The sequence below is a fragment of the Streptomyces pseudovenezuelae genome, assembly GCF_029892565.1.
GTDB classification, from domain to species: Bacteria; Actinomycetota; Actinomycetes; order Streptomycetales; family Streptomycetaceae; genus Streptomyces; species Streptomyces pseudovenezuelae_A.
In genome coordinates this window covers 37674-55707 of the sequence record NZ_JARXVH010000025.1, presented here as the reverse complement: position 1 = coordinate 55707, position 18034 = coordinate 37674, and the positions used below count along the sequence as shown (strand labels likewise).

Annotated in this window: 16 protein-coding genes and 1 pseudogene; 4 read left to right on the top strand and 13 right to left on the bottom strand. The window is 68.3% G+C overall.

From position 1 onward, the window contains the following. Positions 1-367: 367 nt before the first annotated feature. From M2283_RS45175 to M2283_RS45165, 3 genes and pseudogenes are all read right to left on the bottom strand, one after another. Positions 368-738 (bottom strand): annotated as a pseudogene (locus tag M2283_RS45175) (transposase); the annotation flags it as partial. Between the two features lie 129 nt (positions 739-867). Next, positions 868-1737 carry a PhzF family phenazine biosynthesis protein gene (locus M2283_RS45170; RefSeq protein ID WP_280882425.1) on the bottom strand — a complete coding sequence of 290 codons (870 nt, stop codon included), beginning with the start codon at positions 1735-1737 and terminating at the stop codon, positions 868-870. A 109-nt stretch (positions 1738-1846) separates the two neighbouring features. Beyond that, entirely contained in the window at positions 1847-2158 is a 312-nt protein-coding gene (locus tag M2283_RS45165; protein WP_280882424.1) for an EthD family reductase, read from the bottom strand. A gap of 432 nt (positions 2159-2590) precedes the next feature. On the opposite strand from M2283_RS45165, the gene M2283_RS45160 reads away from it, so the two are divergent. Further along, positions 2591-3493 carry a LysR family transcriptional regulator gene (locus tag M2283_RS45160; RefSeq protein ID WP_280882423.1) on the top strand — a complete coding sequence of 301 codons (903 nt, stop codon included), beginning with the start codon at positions 2591-2593 and terminating at the stop codon, positions 3491-3493. A gap of 697 nt (positions 3494-4190) precedes the next feature. Here the strand turns inward: M2283_RS45160 and M2283_RS45155 are convergent. Next, on the bottom strand, positions 4191-4583 hold the full coding sequence (locus M2283_RS45155; protein WP_280882422.1) for an ester cyclase: 393 nt from the start codon (positions 4581-4583) through the stop codon (positions 4191-4193). A gap of 127 nt (positions 4584-4710) precedes the next feature. On the opposite strand from M2283_RS45155, the gene M2283_RS45150 reads away from it, so the two are divergent. Continuing rightward, positions 4711-5289, top strand: coding sequence for a PadR family transcriptional regulator (locus M2283_RS45150; protein ID WP_280882421.1), 579 nt, complete (start codon positions 4711-4713; stop codon positions 5287-5289). A 20-nt stretch (positions 5290-5309) separates the two neighbouring features. After that, a complete protein-coding gene (locus M2283_RS45145) occupies positions 5310-6290 on the top strand; it encodes an NADPH:quinone reductase (protein WP_280882420.1) in 981 nt (326 codons plus the stop codon). Positions 6291-6322: 32 nt separating this feature from the next. Here the strand turns inward: M2283_RS45145 and M2283_RS45140 are convergent, their stop codons facing one another. The 4 genes from M2283_RS45140 to M2283_RS45125 all read right to left on the bottom strand — a co-directional run bounded on the left by M2283_RS45140 (position 6323) and on the right by M2283_RS45125 (position 9897). Continuing rightward, the gene (locus M2283_RS45140; protein WP_280882419.1) at positions 6323-6655 is read right to left on the bottom strand and encodes a hypothetical protein; all 333 of its coding nucleotides are present in this window, start codon (positions 6653-6655) and stop codon (positions 6323-6325) included. A gap of 24 nt (positions 6656-6679) precedes the next feature. Then, positions 6680-6820: a hypothetical protein gene (locus M2283_RS45135; RefSeq protein ID WP_280882418.1), complete on the bottom strand. Its 141-nt coding sequence runs from the start codon at positions 6818-6820 to the stop codon at positions 6680-6682. Between the two features lie 108 nt (positions 6821-6928). Continuing rightward, positions 6929-8584 carry an IS1182 family transposase gene (locus tag M2283_RS45130; protein WP_280882417.1) on the bottom strand — a complete coding sequence of 552 codons (1656 nt, stop codon included), beginning with the start codon at positions 8582-8584 and terminating at the stop codon, positions 6929-6931. A gap of 119 nt (positions 8585-8703) precedes the next feature. Next, positions 8704-9897 carry an RNA-guided endonuclease InsQ/TnpB family protein gene (locus tag M2283_RS45125; RefSeq protein ID WP_280882416.1) on the bottom strand — a complete coding sequence of 398 codons (1194 nt, stop codon included), beginning with the start codon at positions 9895-9897 and terminating at the stop codon, positions 8704-8706. A 784-nt stretch (positions 9898-10681) separates the two neighbouring features. On the opposite strand from M2283_RS45125, the gene M2283_RS45120 reads away from it, so the two are divergent. Continuing rightward, entirely contained in the window at positions 10682-11617 is a 936-nt protein-coding gene (locus tag M2283_RS45120) for an NADP-dependent oxidoreductase (protein WP_280882463.1), read from the top strand. Positions 11618-12179: 562 nt separating this feature from the next. On the opposite strand, the gene M2283_RS45115 is transcribed toward M2283_RS45120, so the two are convergent. The 5 genes from M2283_RS45115 to M2283_RS45095 form a co-directional block, all read right to left on the bottom strand. Beyond that, the gene (locus M2283_RS45115) at positions 12180-13211 is read right to left on the bottom strand and encodes an LLM class F420-dependent oxidoreductase (protein ID WP_280882415.1); all 1032 of its coding nucleotides are present in this window, start codon (positions 13209-13211) and stop codon (positions 12180-12182) included. A 22-nt stretch (positions 13212-13233) separates the two neighbouring features. Next, complete coding sequence (locus M2283_RS45110; RefSeq protein ID WP_280882414.1) at positions 13234-14034, bottom strand: SDR family NAD(P)-dependent oxidoreductase; 801 nt, start codon at positions 14032-14034, stop codon at positions 13234-13236. Next, the gene (locus tag M2283_RS45105) at positions 14034-14918 is read right to left on the bottom strand and encodes an amidohydrolase family protein (protein ID WP_280882413.1); all 885 of its coding nucleotides are present in this window, start codon (positions 14916-14918) and stop codon (positions 14034-14036) included. Before M2283_RS45105 ends, M2283_RS45110 begins: the two co-directional genes overlap by 1 nt. Positions 14919-14962: 44 nt before the next feature. Further along, positions 14963-16471, bottom strand: coding sequence for an AMP-binding protein (locus M2283_RS45100; protein ID WP_280882412.1), 1509 nt, complete (start codon positions 16469-16471; stop codon positions 14963-14965). Positions 16472-16648: 177 nt separating this feature from the next. Continuing rightward, complete coding sequence (locus M2283_RS45095; protein ID WP_432423225.1) at positions 16649-17365, bottom strand: AraC family transcriptional regulator; 717 nt, start codon at positions 17363-17365, stop codon at positions 16649-16651. Positions 17366-18034 lie beyond the last annotated feature (669 nt).

Below are 18034 nucleotides of genomic sequence, written 5' to 3'. Positions count from 1 at the left end.
GTGAAGGTGCTCCGACTCGGGGCCCCTAGCCGCTTGGTAACACTGGCCTCCGCAAGCAGGGGCACGAATCTCGCCCCGCTGACAGCGCAAGCCGTCCTCGGCGTCCCCGTCCGCGACCTCCACAAGCTCCGTGACACCGTCCGCCGGTCCGACCACGCCGAAGGCTTCCCGGTCCAGGTCGGCGGCGTCGGCCCCTGGCTCCCCACAGAAGGGTCCGGTCACGACCTCGCCCGGGCGGATCCGGCCCAAGGGTCACCATCGCGGTCGCCTGGATCCTGTTGGGCCCCGACATCTCGGGCACGATCTCTCTCCGCTACGAGAACGGAACCAGCCCCTACTGGTGCGACATCCAGGCGATCGGCCGCAGGCGTCGTTCCTCGTCGGCGGCCCACTCGGCGCCGAGGTACAGGGCCCGGTCGATCGGGGCGTGGCCGTGCCGGCTGGTGTAGGTGAGGCGGACGGTGACCTGGCGCAGACCGATACCGCCCAACGCTCCGGAGTATTGGCGGGCCGCGCCGACGCAGTCCGTGGAGGACTTCTCGTCCCCGGTCTCGTCCACGATCAACACCGCGTCGGGATCGGCGAGTTCATCGGATGTCCAGGCCGCGATCCGATCCCGGGCCAGATCATGGTCGACGGCGGCGAGGGAGAGCAGGTGCGGCCCGCGGTGGTCGAGGGCCTTGCGAGCGTCCAGCAGTTCCGTGTGTCCAGTTCCATCAGCATCGCCTCGGTCATCTCCCGGACCACTCAGCCGCGCCCTCGACACCGCGTCCCGCTGACGCCCGCCACCGGGTGCCAACGCTTGAGCGCAGCGGACAGCCCCAGCCCCATGCGCGGATCGCAGAAGAGGACGGTCCAGTCGTCGCCTCAGTGTCCGTCGCGGACCACCGCAAACCCGCCGACCCGGGTCGTGATGCCCGCCGGCCCGCGTCGGGCCGAAGCGAGCACGCTGGCCGGTCGACCGAGGGTGTCGCCCTGCTCCACCTCGATCGCGACCGTCTGCGCCCCTGTCGTGTCGAGCAGGTGGGCGGCCAGGCAGCCGGTGCTGTTGGCGTTGGCGACGTCCTCGTCGACACCGATCGCGGGCGCGAACATCCGCGCCGCACCCGGTCGGTCGCCCAGCGGCGGTACGTACACGAAACAGCCGAGGAGCCCGTACCGCCGGCACGCCGCTGTCAGCCTGCCGAGGTGTGGGTGGACTCGGAGCAGCGCCGACCGGTCGCGGACCGGTACCAGCATGCGTGGTGCGCCGGGCGCGGCGATCCGTGGCGCGTCGGTCGGATGCGGGTCGTCCGCGGTGAGCCCGAGCGCGGCGACGATCGCGGCGCGCTCGTCCGGTGCCGGGTGACGCAGCGCGACGAGGCCCTGGTCGAACCACACCTCGATGCCGGCGGGGTGGCGGATCGCGACGGTGTCGAACGTGCGCCCGCCGGTGTGTTGGCGGTCGTTCAGCTCGCCCAGCGCGGTGCGGGTCAACCGGACGGCCTGCGCGGCAACGGTGCCGTGGCCGCAGCCGGACAGTTCGGCGGTGGCGGTGAAGAACCGGACCGGCCAGCCACCGTCCGGCGTCCGCCCCGGGCCGAGGAACGCCGCGTGCGAGGTGCCGGCCGCAGCAGCGACCTCACGCCGGTCCGCGTCCGTCGCCGCCGGGTCGTCGTCGGTGACGGACGTGGGGCTACCGCCCCGGCCGTCGCGCCGCACGCACGCATCAACCACCGTGACATCCGGCCAGGACATCGGTCCACCTTTGACGCTCAACGAACCGGCAACCGCGAACGGCGTCCGCCGATAGCCGGACCTGGCCGCAACGGCCGACCGAACGCGTCCCGGAGCGTACCGGCCTGCCTCAGCCGGTGCCGTCCTGCACGGGATAGTGGATGATGACCGCGCCGCCGGTGGCGTAGTTGGCGACATCGGCGGCCACCCGCTGGCCGTGCGGCGACGCCCGCGCCGCGGCCATGACGGCGGCGTCAGCGAAGTCGCCTTCGAAGACCGCGAAATACGGCGCTTCTCCCTTGGTCGCCGCCACGTCGAAGCTGTAGCGCCACGCAAGCAGGCCGGGCCAATTCATGACCAGTGGAAGGTGGTTGGTCACGTAGTAATCGCGGAAGTGGTCAGGGTCGGCGGGCTTGGAATACAGGACCACCAACTTATGCATGACGACCTCCGTCCAGAGACGAGACCGTAACGCTCCGGGTGACCTGGGAGCTCCTGTTAAGAACTGCCGCCGGCCTCGCCAGGTGCGGAGCATCGGGATCTGGGTGAGGACGGAGGTGGTTTCGAGGACCGCGTGGGAGTCGGTGGCCAGCCACAGCGGGAGGTCGCCGACGAAGGCTACGACATCGGGGAGGGCCCGGGTGGGTCGGGTCGCTCCAGAATCCATAGTCGAGCACACCGGGCTCGGTGGCCGCGGCCTTCGCGAGAGCCGTGAGGGCGGACTCGAAATCGGCGGTGTGCGTGAGTGCGATGTCCAGTACTGCGGTCAGTGGAATCGTCATATGCGCAGGTTAGGGCTTGATGTGCGGTCGAGGGAAAGACCGGTACGGGATAGACTCAGAACGGATCGTTATCAATCGGCAGGGAGGGCACGTTGGCGCCGGACACGGTGAGCCTGCGGTACTTCCTGGTGCTGGCGCAGGAGTTGAACTTCACCCGCGCGGCCGCACGGATCGGTATCGCACAGCCCGCACTCAGCGCCCGGATGCGCCGATTGGAGGCGGAACTCGGTACGGCCCTGCTGGTCCGCAACACGCGTAGCGTCGTATTGACCACGGCCGGCGCGGCTTTGGTGGAGTCCGCGCCGCCCGCGCTGGCGGCGCTGGACCGGGCATGGGACACCGCCCGGAGCGCGGCGGCCGGTGAACTGGGCACGCTGCGCATCGGATACAGCCTCAGCACCGGGGCCGAGACGGCACCGGCCCTGGTGGACAGGCTGATTCGCGGCACCAGCGCACTCGAGGTCGGCGCGGTCCCGATGGCGACACCGGAGATCTCCCCCGCGGTCGCCGACGGCCGCATCGACGCCGGGATCACCCGCGGTGAACAGCCGGGCCGTGGCGTGCGCCGGTTCCTGCTGCGGCGTCAGCGCGTCGGGGTCCAGTTGGCGCAGCACCATCCGCTGGCCGAACACCCGGAGATCGAGATCGCCGACGCCGCCGCGTATCCGCTGCGACTCCCCGACCGTGCGGCCAACCCCGTGATCCACGATCAGCTGTCCGCACTGTTCCGAGACACCCGACCACACCCCCGATTCCACACGCCCGCAGTCTCTTTCGACATGTCTCAGCGCGACCTGCGCGACGGGGTCACCCTCGCCCCGGCCGGAGAAGCCGCGGTCACGTCACAACCGGCCGGTCTCACCTGGCGACCACTGCGAGGCGCGCCCAGCCTGACGATCCACCTGGTCCTGCCACGCGAGCAGTCGCCACTACACCGCCGCATCCGTGCCGTCGCCAAAACCCTGGCGCACGAGCTGCACTGGCTGCCGGACTGACGCACAAGAGATCAAGCGAGACGGACGCCTGCGGTGGCGAGGCCGAAGACCTTGCGCCGGGCGACCGTGGTGACGGCGAACTCGTGCTCGGCCGGCGCGAACCGGGCCATCGCGTCGACCTCGCGCACCACGGTCGCCCTCGGACACCCGTTTGACCCATGGCAGGTGTCCGGGGTGGAAGTGGAGACCTTCGAACTCGCGTCGCAGCCGGGACACCGGGGCGTGCAGCAGGTTGTCCACGGCGTGGTCCACAGAAGGCACATCGCCCATCAGGGCCAGCAGATCAAGCCCGGCACCCCGCATCGGAACCAGGGACGTCAGGGGGCGCGTGTCGGCTCCCATCCGGCCCGCGACCGCCGAACGCCACGTGCGGAAGTGTGGAAGCTGCCGGTTCTCTCTCAGGAGCTCCAGGCTCACTGGTGGACCGTCGGTATTCGAGGGTTGCAGTATTCGCCGTAGAGCGAGCAGTTCCCTACCCGGCTCGGTCACGTCAGCGGTGACAAGGTGTAAAGCTCTCGCCGAACGGGCGCTGTCTGCGCGAAGACGCCGGAGCAAGAAGAAGACCGGCCTCTTGCGGTGAACCCGCGCCAGCGCCCGCGCTCCGGTGCGGGCCTTCGCCCTCTGCCACCGCGCCATACGGCCCCCTCCCGGCAGCGGCAATCCCGCGCGGCAGAAGGCTCACCCGGCGCTACGAGGTTCACGGCGCCGGTAGGGCACCGATCTGCTGCATCACCCCGAGGAGATCGGGCTGGCCCCGTTCGCCGACGATCCGGCCGTCGGCCAGGTAGTAGAAGTTCATGGCCTGCACCGAGATCTTGTTGCCGCTCGCCGGGATCCCGAAGAATTCACCGTCGTGGGTTCCCCGCATGGTGAACCGCGCGGCCACGGTGTCGCCTTCGGTGACCGTCTCCTCCAGCGTCCATCGGACGTCGGGGAAGGCGCTGCGCATCATCCCGATGACTTCCAAGTACCCATCGGGCCCCCGCAGTGGTTCCGGGTGGCTTGGCGCGTGGAACACCGCGTCCGCAGAAATGACCTCGCGGGCGAGATCCTCGTTGCCCGTGTTGATGAACTCGACGAAACGGTTCATCACTGACTCGGTGGACTGCGATGGCATCGTGCTGTGCCTCTTCCGGAGACGTTTGGGCGGGTACCTGCGAGCGTAACATCGAATCGATGTTTACATCGATTCGATGTCCGCGTGCGAAGATGGACTCATGCTGGAACTCGCGATACTCGGCTTCCTCGCCGAGGGACCACTGCCTGGACACGAGCTGCGCCGCCGCATCTCACAGCTGACCGGCTATACACGGCCGGTCAGCGACGGCAGCCTGTATCCGGCGATCAATCGCCTGACCAGGGCGGGCTTGATCGAGCGGCGCGCCGACCCGGCCGCGGGGGCGGCCCGGTACGTGCTCAGCCTGACCGCGGCCGGGCGGGCCGAAATGCTTCAGCGCCTGCGCAAGCCCGCCGACCACGAGATCACCGACTTCACCCGCTTCTACGTCGTCCTGGCATTCCTCTCCCACCTGCCCGACGTGGCCGAACGGCACGCGGTGCTGCGCAGACGGCTGGAGTTCCTGGAAGAACCGGCGAGCTTCTTCTACGACAACGAGCGGCCCCTGCGTGCCGAGGAGGTCGCCGACCCCTACCGGCGGGGCATGCTGCTCACCGCCCGCGCCACCAGCCGCGCCGAACGGACCTGGCTGCGCGAGACCCTCGGGGAGGAACCGCCCGTATTCGACACCGGATGCACCGACAGCGATCCGCATGCGCCCGCCGCTCCCGCGAGCTGACTGTCCACGGAGGTACCCCCATGCTTGCATCCTGGTACGACGACCAGGGACCCGCCGCCGATGTCCTGCACGTCGGTGAACTCCCTGATCCCGTCCCCGGCCCCGGCGAGGTCCGCGTCCGCGTCACCGTCTCGGGCGTCAACCCCGGCGACACCAAGAAACGGCGCGGCTGGCTCGGCTCGTCCATGCCCTTCCCGCGGGTGATCCCGCACAGCGACAGCGCCGGAGTCATCGACGCCGTGGGCGCCCAAGTCGACGTCCACCGCGTCGGACAACGGGTCTGGGTATACGGCGCCCAGTCCTACCGCCCCTTCGGCACCGCCGCCCAGTACACCGTCGTACCCGACCACCAGGCCGCACCCCTGCCCGATCACCTCAGTGACGAGCTGGGCGCGAGCCTCGGCATCCCCGGCATCACCGCCCACCGCACCGTCTTCGCCGACGGCCCGGTCGACGGCCAACTGGTCCTGGTCCACGGAGTTCTCGGCGGCGTCGGCTCCCTGGCCGCCCAGCTCGCCCACTGGGCCGGCGCCACCGTGATCGCCACCGTCCGCCGAACCGCGGACCTCGACCGCGTCGACCCGGCCGTCGCCCACGCCATCGCCCTGGACACTGGCGAGCCCGCCGCTGCCATCCGCTCGTACGCGCCGCGGGGCGTCGACCGGATCATCGAGGTCGCGCTGTCCGACAACGCCGATCTCGACAACGCCGTCGCCGCCCAGGGGGCCGTCATCGCCGCCTACGCCACCCGCGCGGAACGCACTGAGATCCCCTTCTGGCCTCTGCTGTTCAACAACGTCACCCTACGGCTGCTCGGCAGCGACGACTTCCCCGCCGAGGCCAAGCGCCAGGCCGCCCGCGACCTCACCTCCGCCGCCGCCGTCGGCGCCCTCACAGTCGCCGCCGGCGACCGCTACGCGCTGGACGACATCGCCAAGGCCCACGACCACGTCGACGCCGGCGGTGGCCACGGCCGCATCCTGGTCACCATCCCCCAATAGCGCAGACTCGGAACACTGCCCTGCTCAACTGCCTAGCCCTGCGGGGCGGCCCGTCGCGCGGCCAAATATTCGGACCAGTTCCCGCCGGCGAGGGTGGCCCAGCGTTCGGCTGCCTTGGGGTGGATTCCGATCAGGTCGGCGATGACCATGGGCGGCAGGTCTACCAGGGCGTCCATCATGGCGGTGTTCCGTGCTGCGCGGGCGGGCAGACCGTGGTGTCTCAAGGTGTCGGCGAGACCGAGGAGGTTGCGCGGGCGTCCAGGGCTGTGACCTGGCAAGAGGTATCTCCACCCGGCCGCGTTGCTGTGCCGGGGGCTGTACTGCAGCTGATCGTCGATGAGGCGGGCGAGCTTCGGCGGGAGCACGAAGGGGTGGTGGTTGACCGTCAGCTAGGTATGCCCCTGGTCGCGGCGAATGTGGTCGTCGGTGAGTTCGACGATGCGGGTCAGGGGGAGGGCGTAGAGGCGGACGAGAGCAGCCGCGACGCAGACCTCCAGGGGCAACACAGTGTCGTACAGGCAGCGCAGCAACTCTTTTCGGGGCTCCTCCTCGGTCTGGAAGTGGCCCGGGAGTTGGGCGACTGAGCGCTCGTTGACTTCCTCCCCCTCCTGAAGGACTTTGTTGGCGGATCCGCTTGCTCAGGCGACCAGTTCGAGGCCGAGGCGGGCGAATCGGCTGATATGGGTGGTGCCGATGGGGGTGCCGGTCCACCAGGCGTCGAGGCGGTGGAGGTTGAGTCCGGCGGCGATCAGGGCGTGCCCGAGGTGGGTCTTGCGCAGCCCGTGGTAGGGGGTGGTGCGTGTCCGTGTCACCCTGACGGCCTGGGAGATGGTGCCCTCGACTCCGGCGCGGGTGCCGTAGGCGGCCTGCCACTCGTCGGTCTTCTGCTCGCGTCGGCGTTGGTCGAGAGCTTGCTGCTGGGGCTGGGTGAGCAAGGTCAGGCTGCGGCCCCACTTGCTCTTGGCACGGGTGCACGCCGCGCGTACCGGGCAGGCGTCGCAGTCGGTCCTGGCGAAGTGGACCCGGATGATCTCGGTGCCGGTGGGCTTGCGCTGAGCGGACCAGCTGATACTGCGCTGCCCGCGGGGACAGGTGCCGGTGCGGGCCGGCCAGTCGACGGTGAAGGCGTCCTGCCCCAGGCCGTCCCCGGCCCGACCCTGGGCCGCGGTATCGCCGCGGACCGGTCCCATCAGCTCGATGTTCTGCCCGGCGGCGGCCACCAGCAGCGCAGCGGAGGTATATCCGGAGTCGACCAGATGGACGGCGGCCAGCAGGCGGCGTGCGGCCAGCGCGTCGTGGACGGGCGCCGTGATCTCCACGTCGGGAACAGTGGCGTCGGTGGTGACCACGTTCGTGATCAGATGCGGGGCGCCTGGCTCGCACGTCTCGGTGAAGTGAACCTTGTAGCCGTCCCAGCCCGCGCCGCGCTTGACGCTGTAGCGGGTGTCGATGTCGTAGGGGCTGGACAGCCTCAGCCTGCCCGGCGGGAGGTCCTTGCCCTCCCGCCAGCGCACCCCCTTCTCGTCACGGTGGTACTGCTGCACCCACGCGGTCCGCAGGACCTGCACCGCCTCGACGTGACGCAGCCAGGCCGCTGTGCCAGGCGCGTAGAGGGCCTGAAGCAGCGTAAATCCGTCCCGTCCCACGGTCAGTGCCCATCGCTGGCGGGCGTCGGCTCCCTTGGGGAAGCGGAAGGAGTCGATGCGCTTGCCGTAGCGTTCGAACCACTCCGGCGCGACGGTCTGCCGCAGCCAGGCAGGCGCTGCGGCGGCCAGCGTCTCCAAAGCAGCGCGCAGGGTCTCGCCCACGAACTCCATCCGGTTCAGCGTCCGCACCTGGGCCAGCACGTGCGTGGAGTCGGTGCGCTGGCGGCCTCCCGCCCTCAGCAGACCCAACTCATCGACCCGTTCCAGCACCCGGTCAAGGACCAGCTTCTCCAGGCCGTGCGCGATCAGCCGGTCCCGGAACTCGCTGAGCACCGAGAAGTCGAACCCGGGATCATCCAGCTCCAGCCCCAGCGCGTACTTGACGTCGATCCGCCCGCGAACCGCGTCCGCGGCCTGCCGGTCCGTCAGCCCCTCAGCGAACTGCAGCACACTGACCATCGCCAGCTGTCCCGGCGACCACGCCGGACCACCCCGACGCGGAAACGCCGAAGCGAACTGCGCGTCCTCGAACAACGGCCCGAGTTCATCCCGGATCCGCATGGCCAGACAGCCCTTGCGGAACGCTGCCCGCGCCACCCGCGCGGTGGCCTCCGGGACGGACGGAGCAGGCACAGGGCGCAGCGACATCGCAGCCCCTCCTTGCCTCCCCGCGCGATGGAACCGAACCCCACCAGACTGCCCGACCAAACAAGATCACCAAGAGCAGTCACCGGATCCGCCAACAAAGTCCTGAAGGAGGGGGGTTCCTACGGCTCGCGCTGTAGGGGTTCCTGCTTCAACGCCGGCTGCCCGCCAGGAGTGCTCCCGTGAGGTCTTACACCGGCTCCACAGGCCGAGACGGCCAGCCCGGCCGCCTTGATGGTGCGGGCCGCGTTGATGTCGCGGTCATGCACGACACCACAGGTGTCGCACGTCCACGCGCGGACATTCAGCGGCAGCTTCTCGCGGACCGTGCCGCAGTTCCCGCACAGCTTGCTGCTGGGGAAGAAGCGGTCGATCACGACGAGTTCACGCCCATACCAAGCGCACTTGTACTCCAGCATCGACCTCAGCTGCCTCCACGACACATCCGAGATCGCCCGCGCGAGCCCGCCGTTCTTCAGCAGGTTGCGGACGGTGAGGTCCTCGATCACGACCGTTTGGTTCTCACGGACGAGCCGAGTCGACAGCTTGTGCAGGTGGTCGCGGCGCCGGTCAGCGATCCGCGCATGCACGCGGGCAACCCGCTCGCGGGCCTTCTCCCGGTTCGCCGAGCCCTTCGCCTTCCGCGACAACTCCCGCTGCGCACGGACCAGACGAGCACGGTCACGCCGCTCGTGCCGGGGGTTGGCGACCTTCTCGCCGGTGGACAGCGTCACCAGGGAGGTGATCCCGGCGTCGATGCCAACCGCGTTCTTCGTGGCCGGAGCCGGGGTAATGCAGTCCTCGCACAGCAGCGACACGAACCAGCGTCCCGCCGCGTCACGCGACACGGTCGCCGTGGTCGGCTCCTGGCCCTGGGGCAGTGGACGCGACCAGCGGATGTCCAGGGGGGCGGCCATCTTCGCCAACGTCAGCCGTCCCTCACGCCACGTAAAGGCACTGCGCGTGTACTCGGCCGACGCACGGGATTTCTTGCGGGACTTGAAACGCGGGTACTTCGCACGCTGGGCGAAGAAGTTCCCAAACGCCGTCTGCAGATGGCGCAGCGCCTGCTGGAGCGGGACCGAGGACACCTCGGTCAGGAAGGCGAGCTCCCCGGTCTTCTTCCACTGCGTGAGTGCGGCCGAGGACTGCACGTAGGAGATGCGGCGCTGTTCGCCGTACCAGGCCCGGGTGCGTTCCTCCAGCGCCTTGTTGTAGACGAGACGCACGCAGCCGAACGTGCGCGACAACTCCGCCGCCTGCTCGCCTGTGGGGTAAAAGCGGTACTTGAACGCCCGCTTGACCTGCCGCGCCATACCTCACGTTCTATCAGCTCCCGTGTGATCGACAGTTCTCGGCCGGTGGACGACGCACGCCGGTCCGCCCGGACGGCGAACCGGCTTTCCCTGCCCTGCTTCGCAGGAGCTTCGTTTCCTCCCCCGGCTGAAGCCGGGGGTATCCACAAAGGAGAGCCCCGATGACCAGATCCGGCGGGCAGAGGCGTCGTGCAGTGCTCCAGCGGAGGAAGGGGATGGAACGGGAGCGCAGGGTTGGCCGCTCGATCGCCCAGGTGTCCAGATGCCGCTGCTGGAGCTGGGAGAGACTCAGGTGCTGGGTGCCGAGCCAGTTCAGGAAGTTGATGGCGGCGAGGACGTTGCCGCAGTCACCCTTGCGTGCGGCATAGGTGTAACGGCCGCGGGGGTGAGCGTCGGCGGGCGTCGCGGATGATGTGCCACTGACCGCGCAGGAACTCGACCTGGCAGGTTTCGAAGCCCAGACGCTGGACGACGAACCGGACGTCGACCCGGACTGGGCGGGCGACGTCGACTTCCTGTAGGACCTCCGCCAGCGCTTTGCGCGGACCTGGCCCGGTCGGCTCGACATGCAGACCGAACCCCAAAGTGGCCCATGAATCTACCACCGAAATGGACCACACTCCTGGGCTACTCCGCTCCTAAGGTCGAAGCTATGACGACGAGCGAATAGCAGCCCGGCCAACGCTGGCCGCGTCCTGTCAGCCCCGCCGAAGTGATGCCGAACGGACTTTCCGTCCCTACAAGAATTACGCCAAAGAGACAAATGACCGAGGAGGCGATTCACATGAAAGCGATCGTGGTGAAGGACCAGGCTGCGGGAACGGCCGGGATGACTCTGGTGGAGCGACCCGAGCCGCAGGCAGCGATAAACGATGTTGTCGTTCAGATTCATGCGTCGGGATTCGTCCCGACTGAGATGGAGTGGCCATCGACCTGGACCGATCGCGCCGGCCGTGACAAGACACCGTCGATCCCCGGCCACGAGCTGGCCGGGGTGGTCACCGCCCTCGGCTATGGCACGACGGGGCTGTCGGTCGGGCAGCGGGTGTTCGGTCTTGCCGACTGGCACCGTGACGGCACCCTGGCGGAGTACGTGGCGATCGAAGCACGCAAACTCGCACCGCTGCCCGGCGACGTCGACTTCACGGTAGGCGCGTCCCTACCAATCTCAGGTCTGACCGCGTGGCAGGGGCTATTCCAGCACGGCCGCCTTCAGGCGGGCCAGACTGTCCTTGCCCATGGCGCGGCCGGGGCAGTTGGGACGATGGTGACCCAGCTCGCACGCGAGGCCGGCGCCTATGTCATTGGCACCGGACGCGCCGCCGACCGTGAGAAGGCACTCGAATTCGGCGCGCATGAGTTCGTCGACCTCGAGAACAACGCGCTGGAAGATGTCGGCTGCGTCGATCTGGTCTTCGATGTCATCGGTGGCGACGTTCAAAAGCGGTCCGCTGCCCTGATCAAGGCTGGAGGAACGCTGGTATCCATCGTCGGCCCGGTCGAGGCACGGCCCGCTGCTGGCCTGGCCGTGGACTTTGTTGTCGAGGCCGATCGTGCCGAACTGGGTGAGATCGTGCAGCGGGTGCGGGACGGACGGCTGCGGACGAACATCGACAACGTCTCGACCCTCGACGATGCCGTCGCCGCCCTCAATCCGACCGAACGACGCAGGGGAAAGACGATCATCCGCGTTCGCCCGCGAGGACACGGGGACTGGTGACTCGCGTGAAGGCGTCCTAGGACGGTCTAAGTCGGGTTCCAGGATGCATGTCCTGCCCTACGCCGACGGACTGCCTCTACGCGTCGGACTCTCCGCGGCCAACAACCCACGACAGGCTCGCCCTGAAGCCGACACTGCCCCATTTGCCCATGGCTGTGATAATCGATTCGCTCATCTCGGGGAGCCGTTCAGGATCGCGGCAGTGCCGACGAGCCCTCGTGATCCACGACCGTGATCGCAGATGCCTCGCAGAACCCGGCCGGCCCCGTCCCGTCCCGTCCTTGACGACACCACAGCAACAACGTCAGTACCCAGCGCAGTGCGGGGACCGCGGATCGACCTCGAACGGGGCGGAATGGCGGGCAGCAGGTACGGGCATCTGCCGGTCGGTCGCAGACGCGATGGGGGTCCGTCTCTGGGGCCAGGGCCTTGACCGCTTGCTCGACTTCGGCGGGACTGGACGGGGCGAGTCGCTTTAGCGATCCCGAGGCCGGGAGGCCACCGCCTCGGGGCCCTTGGCCGTCAAGCGCTGCAAGGGGTGTTGCCCGGGCAGAAGCGGAAGTCAGGCCACCCACTCCTTGAGTTGGCGCACGAGCCCGGCGGGGTCGTCGCCGGTCGGGGTCACCTGGAGATTGGTGACGCCGGACTCGCGGAACGCTTCGATCCGCTCCCGGACGTAAGAGGCTGGGCCGACGAGGTTGATCTGTTCAAGGAGTTGGAATGGGACCTTGGCCTCGGCTTCCTTCTTCTTGCCGTCGAGGTAGAGGTCCTGGATCTCCTTGGCCTCGGCTTCGTAGCCGTAGCGTCGGACGAGGTCGTTGAAGAAGTTCTTGCCGCGGGCACCCATGCCTCCGATGTAGAGCGCGAGTACCGGCCGCGCGAGGTCGAGTATCTCCTTCACGTCCTCGCCGACAGCGACGATGCCACCGGCGACGACCTCCAGGGGCGCGAGGTTCTCGGAGCGCTTCGCGGTTCCCGCGGCAAGCGCGTCGCCCCATACCCCGGCGGCGCCCTCGGGGGAATACAGGAAAGGCAGCCAGCCGTCGGCGTACTCCGCCGCGCCTTCGACTGATTTCGGTCCCAGCGCGGCGAGGTAGAGCGGAACCGAGGGGCGTAGCGGCCTGGTCATGATCTTCAGCGGCTCGCCAACACCGGTGCCCTGACCGGCGGGGAGCGGGATCTCGAAGGAGCGGCCGCTGTAGTCGACCGCCTCGCGCCGCAGCGCCGCGCGGATGATCTCGACGGTCTCCTTGGAACGGCCGGTCGACTGTACGAAGGGCATGCCGTGCCACCCCTCGATGATCTTCGGGTTGGAGGCGCCGAGGCCGATGATGGCGCGACCGCCGGACACGCTGTCGAGGCCGGCCGCGGTCGATGCGAGCATGGTCGGGGTGCGGGAGTAGACGTTGAGGATGGCTGCCCCGATCTCCACGCTTGAGGTGCGGGCGGCCAGGTAGCCCATCAGGGTCGGCGAGTCGTAGCCGTACCCTTCGGCGACCCAGACGGTGTCGAGCCCGGCGGCCTCAAGTCGAGCGATGTGGTCAGCGGCCTCGCGCGGGGCGGTGCCGTAGGTGAGCATCGTCGAGATCTTCATGGTCCGCTTCATGAACAGTGCCTCACTTCGAAGTCGGCGAGTCGAAGCTCGCGCCCATGCCGATGCTGGCGCCGCCGTCGACCGGGATCACCGCGCCGGTGACGAATCGCAAGTTGGGTGACACGAGCGCACCGACCAGGTCGGCGAACTCACGGGGCTCCCCGATGCGTCCCATCGGTACCCCGTTCCCGAGGCCGGCTTTGGACAGCTCCGGCTGCCGTTCCAGCATTCCGCCCAGCAGGGCGGTGTCGAAGAATCCGGACAGCAGAGTGTTGACGTTGATGTCCTGCCTGGCGACCTCCAGGGCGAGGGTCCTGGCGTAGCCGATCACCGCCGACCACACGCTGACGGGCGCCGCCATGCCGACGGCCGGGCGTTCGACGACGCCGGAGACCACGTTGAGGATGCTGCCGCCTTCGGCGGTCATGTACGGCAAGGTGGCTCGCACGGATCTGACGACGTAGAAGAAGTGGCGCTCGAAGGCCTTCAGCCACACCTCGTCGGTGAGCTCGGAGATGCGCCGGATCGGTGGTCCGCCGTCGTTGGTGACCAGAACGTGAACGGCTGGACCGAACCGCTCAAGGGTCGAGGCGGTGACACGCTCGATGTCGGTGTCGGCTGAGCAGTCGGCGGCCAGCCCGAGGACTTTCTCCTCGCCGTAGGCGCCGGCAAGCCGTTGCGCGGCGGCTGTGACCTTCTCCGCGCGTCGCGCGAAGAAGGTGACATTGGCGCCTTCCTTCAGAAGACGATCGGCGATGGCGTATCCGAGGCCGTCGCTGCCGCCGCCGACGATGGCGACCTTGCCGGTCAGTCCGACGTCCATCACTGAACTCCGATCGAGGTGAGGAAGGTCTCGGCGTTGCCGGAGAACACGTCATCGAGGACGTCGGAGGAGAAGCCCTCCTCGCGCCACTCCTCGACCAGCCTCTCGTGGGTGAGCATCGGGTAGTCGGCTCCGAAGAAGACCTTCTTGCGCAGGCGCTTACCGATCTCGCGCTTGAGCTCGTCGGGGAAGTAGCGCGGTGACCAACCGTGGAGCTCCATCCACACGTTCGCCTTGTGCAGTGCGACCGCGATCATCTCCGACTGCCAGGGCCACGCCACCCGAGCCGCGATCACGTTCAGATCGGGATACTTGGCCGCGACGCGGTCGACGTAACGGGGGTGGCAGCCCTCCAGGGTGATGCCCATGCCTCCGCGGGTGCCGGCCCCGGTGGCCGACATGCCGACATGGACCAGGATGGGACGGTTGGCCTCGATGCACATGTTCAGACAGGTCTCCCATTCCGGCTGGTCGGGTGTCCCGGCCGGTGTGAAGGAGTGGACCGTCAGTCCGACGAGTCCCATCCCCTCGCTCAGGCAACGCTCAAGTTCCCTGACATGAGCTGGTTGCGTGGGATCGATACCGATCCAGTTGCCCAGTACGACGTCGGGGTGCTTGCGCGCATAGTCGAAGGCGTAGTCATGCTGGTCGCGCAGTGCACCGGCGTCCATGGTGTAGGTGAACGCGAAGTCGAGCATCGCCTTGACGTTGGCGCGGCGGAACTGGACGGCCTGCTCCTCGTCGCTGACGAAGCTCATGTCCCACTTGAAGTAGCCTCGCAGGGCCTCGCGGTCCTCGGCGGTCTCGTACGGGCTTCCCTTCCATCCTCGCTCTGTGCCCCAGTGGGAGTGGAAGTCGATCAGTCGGGCCGGCGGTACGTTCACGCTGAGTGCCTTTCGGAATGGCCGTGGGAAGGGCATCGGGATGGTCAGTGGACATTGCGGTTCGAGTCGCCCCAGAACGGCGCGCGCAGGCGCTTCTTGTCGATCTTTCCCACCGGCGTGGCGGGAAGTGAGTCCACGACGACGACCTTCTTGGGCGCGTACATCGGGCCCTTGACCTGCTTCACGTAGGACTGGAGCGCGGGAATGTCGATCTGTCGCCCCGGTCGCGGGACCACGAACGCGGTGACGATCTCGCCCCAGCGGCTGTCCGGCGCGCCGATGACGGCGGCTGAGCCCACCGAAGGGTGCGCTGTCAGAACGGCCTCGACTTCGCTGGCGTAGATGTTGAAACCGCCCGAGATGATCATGTCCTTCTTGCGGTCCACGATGTAGATCAGGCCCTCGGCGTCCTGGCGGGCGAGGTCTCCGGTGTGGAGCCATCCCCCCTTGAGTGCCGCTTCTGTCTCGTCGGGGAGGTTCTTGTAGCCCTGCATCACCCCGCGGCTCTGCATGACGATCTCTCCCACCTCGCCCGGAGGAACGTCGTGGCCGTGGTCGTCGATGAGCCTGATGCGGTTGCCGACCACGGAACGGCCACAGGAGGCGAGTTGCTCAAGGCTCGCGGTGTCGTGTGCGGCCTTGGTCAGGACCGTCCCGATGCCGGCCGACTCCGTCTGCCCGTAGATCTGGGAGAAGACCGGACCGATCCGCTCGCGAGCCTCCGCCAGGCGCACCGGCGACATCGGTCCGGTGGCGTACCAGATGACCTCAAGGCTGGAGAGGTCTCTGGTCTCCGGACGCTCCTGATCCAGCAAGGTGTAGATCATCGTCGGAAGGCCGCTCACACAGTTGATGTGCTCGGCCTCGATGACATCGAGGAACCGGCTGGGTTCGAAGCCCTGCTCGATCACGACCGTGCCGCCACGCAACAGTGCCGGGATGACGGCCAGCCCGGCCGCGTGGGTGAGCGGGGCCGCTGCCAGGTACCGCGGGAGGTGTGGCTGCTCGAAGTCGGCCATGTACACATGGACCATCTGCACCATCGACCGATGAGGCTGCATCACGCCCTTGGGTCTGCCGGTCGTCCCCCCGGTGTACTGCAGCCAGGCGACATCCGTCTCCGTCGCCGGACCACGGTCGAGCGATCGAACCGCCGAGGGCTCGCCCTCGGGCAGGCCACCGGCGGCGGGGATCACCATCAGGTGTCGCAGGGAGTCGACCTCGGCGAGGACCTGGCGTCCATGCTCCTCCAGGGGCGCGGTCACCACCAGCACCATGGCCTCCGCGTCCTCGCAGACGGTGATGTGGTCCGTGACCGAGGCCAGCGTCTGCAGCCCGGTGAAGCGGCCGCCCAAGAGATACGTCGCGGCCTGGACGATCCACGATTCAGGCATGTTCGGACTGAGCATCGTGACCCCCGCGCCGAGCCCCACGCCCCGACGGGCCAGCGCGGAAACGTACTGCGAGAGAAGGTCCCTGACGTGTGCATAGGTCAGTCGCCGGTCGCCGGCCACGAAGGCCTCGGACGAGCTGTGCCGGCTGAGCGCCTGCATGATCAGGTCACCTAGCGTGACTCCGGAGGATGCCGTCGTGGCGGCTGCCGAAGCCACAGCGCCGTGACCTGGAAGGTGGTGTGCCATGCCTCAAAGCGTGGCCGCCGAGCGGGCGGGCGCGCCACCGAAGTTCCGCCTCAAATTTCGGATAACCCGCCAGACCGGCGGAGGCAGTGCTCAGCGGTGAGCTGCACCCGCAGTGGAGCGGTAACGACCGGGCGTCTGACCGACGAGATCGGTGAAGGCGTTGATGAAGCTGCCGGGGTTCGCCCAGCCAAGTCGCATCGCCGTCTCGGTGACCGAAGTACCTTCACAGAGTTCGAGCAGCGCTCGCTGAATCCGCAGCAGCGTGCGCCACTGGTGGAAGCTCATCGACAGTTCGCTGCCGAACAGCCGACTGAGAGTCCGTTCGCTCGAACCGGTTCGGTGCCCCAGCTCCGCCAGCGTCGCCGAAATGGCCGGGTCGGCGTGCAGCAGGTCGGTGACGGCCTTGAGGCGAGAATCGCTAGGCTCCGGCAGCCGTAGTGGCTCCTGCGGGGCGCGGATCAGCTCCGCGCCGATCACTGCGAGCAGCAGACGGCCACGCTCACCGGCGGCAGGCTCTTGCTCGCTGCTCATCGCCAGGTATGCCTCGCGCAGCAGCGCACTGGCCACGAAGACCGAGGGCTCGGGCGGTAGTTCCTCGGACAGCGCTGCCGGAACCGGGAGCACGCGGACATCGGTCTCGCCGTAGGAGCGACTGCTGTGGACATAGAAGGGCGGCACCCACGTGATGCGGTTCGCCGGCGCCACCCAGGTGCCGACCCTGGTCGTCGTGACGAGCGCCCCGGAGGCGGCGTACCTCAGCTGGCCGTAGTCATGGAAGTGCGCGGCGATGTCCTCACCGTGCGCCATGGGCTCGCAGACCGGCGAGTCGTCGGTCCAGAACACTGGCTGCTGCGCAACCTCAGTCATCAGCGGACAGCATAGCTCGCGTTGGCGGGCCATCAGAATAGGAGCTTACGAATTCAGTGACGCGCCTGTGAGGGCCCACTCCTCATCGTTCATGTCCGAGGCGTACCGGGGCCGGGCCCCGGGCCGCGGAGGCCTCCTGTGGCACCTGCGGAGCAACCGACACCTACCGCCGGGCTCTCTAAAAGGCCTGATATGCCATGCCCGCAGGTCAGATAACGTTTGCTACGGCCACTTTCACGCAAGGCACCCAGGTCGTCTTCGCGCGAGTCACCAATTGGGGCGGAGTCGGCACTTCTCGGGGTTGCAATGGTGGGCATGGCACGAGGAGCGCCGAGTCCGGCTGATCTGCAGGTGGTCCGTGAACCCGCCCTGCGCACGGTAGTGGTGACGGTGAGCCAACTGGAGAGCTGGCGGCGGCGGGCGGGGTTGTTGCTTTCACCGAGAGCCTCACGGTCCGCCTCGCCCCCTTCCTGGAGACGTGGATCCGTATGCCGTGCGAACAGACCACCACCGGGTGATGTGGGGCAGGCGCGCGAGAAGCCCCCTCTGGGCGGTTCGGCGGATGATTCCCCGGCTAAGGCCTGGGCTGGGGTAGTTCGCGTCGAGCCC